At 66.2% G+C, this 2,847-nt stretch carries 5 protein-coding genes; all 5 read left to right on the forward strand.

Annotation, left to right across the window (positions count from 1 at the left end; genetic code table 11):
- Positions 1-570, forward strand: a 570-nt coding sequence (gene rpsC, locus ACOJVU_RS13535; RefSeq protein ID WP_421530239.1) for a 30S ribosomal protein S3, incomplete at its 5' end; no start/stop codon positions are given.
- A 3-nt stretch (positions 571-573) separates the two neighbouring features.
- A complete protein-coding gene (gene rplP / locus ACOJVU_RS13540) occupies positions 574-990 on the forward strand; it encodes a 50S ribosomal protein L16 (protein ID WP_421530240.1) in 417 nt (138 codons plus the stop codon).
- Complete coding sequence (gene rpmC / locus ACOJVU_RS13545) at positions 990-1,232, forward strand: 50S ribosomal protein L29 (RefSeq protein ID WP_421530241.1); 243 nt, start codon at positions 990-992, stop codon at positions 1,230-1,232. Before rplP ends, rpmC begins: the two co-directional genes overlap by 1 nt.
- On the forward strand, positions 1,232-1,537 hold the full coding sequence (rpsQ, locus tag ACOJVU_RS13550) for a 30S ribosomal protein S17 (protein WP_421530242.1): 306 nt from the start codon (positions 1,232-1,234) through the stop codon (positions 1,535-1,537). Before rpmC ends, rpsQ begins: the two co-directional genes overlap by 1 nt.
- 178 nt (positions 1,538-1,715) lie before the next feature.
- Positions 1,716-2,847 (forward strand): sulfatase-like hydrolase/transferase (locus ACOJVU_RS13555; protein ID WP_421530243.1); only part of this gene is annotated, 1,132 nt, incomplete at its 3' end.

The raw sequence follows: 2,847 nt of genomic DNA on the forward strand, positions 1-2,847 counted from the left end.
CTGGAGAAGTTGACCGGCAAGCAGGTCCAGCTCAACATCCTCGAGGTGAAAAACCCCGAGGCCCAAGCGCAATTGGTGGCCCAGGGCGTCGCCGAGCAGTTGAGCAATCGCGTGGCGTTCCGTCGCGCGATGCGCAAGGCGATCCAGTCGGCGATGCGCCAACCCAACGTCAAGGGCATCCGGGTGCAGTGCTCCGGGCGCCTCGGCGGCGCCGAGATGAGCCGCTCGGAGTTCTACCGGGAAGGCCGCGTGCCGCTGCACACCCTGCGTGCCGACATCGACTACGGCCTGTACGAGGCCAGGACCACCTTCGGTCGGATCGGCGTGAAGGTGTGGATCTACAAGGGCGACATCGTCGGCGGAAAGCGCGAATCGGCCGCCGCCGCGCCGGCCGGCGCCGAGCGACCACGCCGCGAGCGGCCCTCGGGTACCCGTCCCCATCGCAGCGGGGCGTCGGGTACCACGGCGACCAGCACCGAGGCCGGGCGCGCCGCGGGCGCCGACGAAGGCGCGGCGCCCACTGCCGGCGAAGGTGCACCGCCCCTCGAAACGCAGAGCACGGAGAGCTGAATCATGCTGATTCCCCGCAAAGTCAAGCACCGGAAGCAACACCATCCCCGCCAGCGCGGCATCGCCAGCGGTGGCACGCAGGTCAGCTTCGGCGACTACGGTATCCAGGCGCTTGAGCACGCCTATGTCACCAACCGGCAGATCGAGTCCGCCCGTATCGCCATCAACCGGCACATCAAGCGTGGCGGCAAGGTGTGGATCAACGTCTTCCCCGACCGTCCGCTGACAAAGAAGCCCGCCGAAACCCGCATGGGTTCGGGTAAGGGCTCCCCGGAGTGGTGGGTGGTCAACGTGAAACCGGGACGGGTGCTGTTCGAGCTGAGCTACCCGAACGAGGCGACCGCCCGGGCGGCGCTCACCCGAGCGATTCACAAGTTGCCGATCAAGGCCCGCATCGTCACCCGAGAGGATCAGTTCTGATGGCAGTGGGAATTTCGCCTGGCGAACTGCGTGAACTCGCCGACGAAGAGCTGACCGAACGCCTGCGTGAATCCAAGGAGGAGCTGTTCAACCTGCGCTTCCAGATGGCGACCGGGCAGCTCAGCAACAACCGCCGGCTCCGCACGGTGCGTCAGGAAATCGCGCGCGTCTACACCGTGCTGCGGGAACGAGAACTGGGCCTGGCTTTTGGGCCCGACGGTGCCGATGGTAAGGAATCGTGATGGCTGAAGCCAAGACCGAAAAGGGCGACAAGCACACTCCGCGCAACCCCAAGATCCGTGGCCGGCGCAAAACCCGCATCGGCTACGTGGTGAGCGACAAGATGCAGAAGACCATCGTGGTCGAGCTCGAAGACCGGGCACGTCACCCGTTGTACGGCAAGATCATCCGTACCACCACGAAGGTCAAGGCACACGACGAGAACAGCACCGCCGGCATCGGCGACCGCGTCGCGCTGATGGAGACGCGTCCGTTGTCGGCGACCAAGAGATGGCGGCTGGTGGAAATCCTGGAGAAGGCCAAGTAGCCGAAAACACTCCCGCGCTCGCGCGAGCAGTCCCCCGCAAGCGGGAGGTACCCGCAGCGAAAGCCCCTGGCGCCCCGGCGTGTCGGGGCTTTCGTGTCTTCTCCCGCGCGCGGCGGTGGGGGCCGTGTACGCTCCGACGCGAGGCAGGCTGTACCGAGAGCGGGGAGCGTGAAGGATGGTGAGTGAGTCGGCGGAGTCTGGGCGGTCGGGGCAGTTTGGCGGCAAGATCGCGCTGGACATCCGGGACTCCGAGCCGGACTGGGGTCCATTCGCTGCGCCGGTGGCGCCGGAGAACTCGCCCAACGTGCTCTACCTGGTATGGGATGACATCGGGATCGCGACGTGGGATTGTTTCGGCGGCCTGGTCGAGATGCCGGCGATGAGGCGGATCGCCGACCGCGGGATCCGGCTGTCACAGTTCCACACCACCGCGCTGTGCTCGCCGACGCGGGCTTCGCTGTTGACCGGACGCAACGCCACCACCGTCGGGATGGCCACCATCGAGGAGTTCACCGAGGGGTTCCCCAACGCCAACGGTCGCATCCCGGCAGACACCGCCCTGATCTCGGAGGTGCTCGCCGAACGCGGCTACAACACGTACTGCATCGGCAAATGGCACCTGACCCCGTTGGAAGAGTCCAACCTGGCGTCGACCAAGCGGCACTGGCCCACCTCACGCGGTTTCGAGCGGTTCTATGGCTTCCTCGGCGGCGAGACCGACCAGTGGTACCCGGACCTCGTCTACGACAACCACCCCGTCAGTCCGCCGGGGGCGCCGGAAGACGGCTATCATCTCTCGAAAGACCTCGCCGACAAGACAATCGAATTCATCCGCGACGCCAAGGTGATCGCCCCGGACAAGCCGTGGTTCAGTTACGTGTGCCCGGGCGCCGGGCACGCGCCGCACCACGTCTTCACGGAGTGGGCCGATCGCTACGCCGGCACGTTCGACATGGGCTACGAGCGGTACCGCGAGATCGTGCTGGAAAACCAGAAGTCGCTCGGGCTCGTGCCGCCGGACACCGATCTGTCGGCGGTCAACCCGTACGCGGACGTGACGGGACCCGAGGGCCAGCCGTGGCCGCTACAGGACACGGCCCGGCCGTGGGATTCGCTGAACGACGAAGAGAAGAAACTGTTCAGCCGGATGGCCGAGGTCTTCGCCGGGTTCCTGAGCTACACCGATGACCAGATCGGCAGAATCCTGGACTACCTCGAGGAATCCGGCCAGTTGGACAACACCATCATCGTGGTGATCTCCGACAACGGGGCCAGCGGTGAGGGCGGACCGAACGGGTCGGTGAACGAGG

The sequence above is a fragment of the Mycobacterium sp. THU-M104 genome (assembly GCF_049197365.1).
GTDB lineage: Bacteria > Actinomycetota > Actinomycetes > Mycobacteriales > Mycobacteriaceae > Mycobacterium.

Bases quoted from the DNA above. Each gene is read 5' to 3' on its own strand.
- rpsQ (WP_421530242.1), top strand. From the start codon at position 1,232: ATGGCTGAAGCCAAGACCGAAAAGGGCGACAAGCACACTCCGCGCAAC.
- rplP (WP_421530240.1), top strand. From the start codon at position 574: ATGCTGATTCCCCGCAAAGTCAAGCACCGGAAGCAACACCATCCCCGC.
- rpmC (WP_421530241.1), top strand. From the start codon at position 990: ATGGCAGTGGGAATTTCGCCTGGCGAACTGCGTGAACTCGCCGACGAA.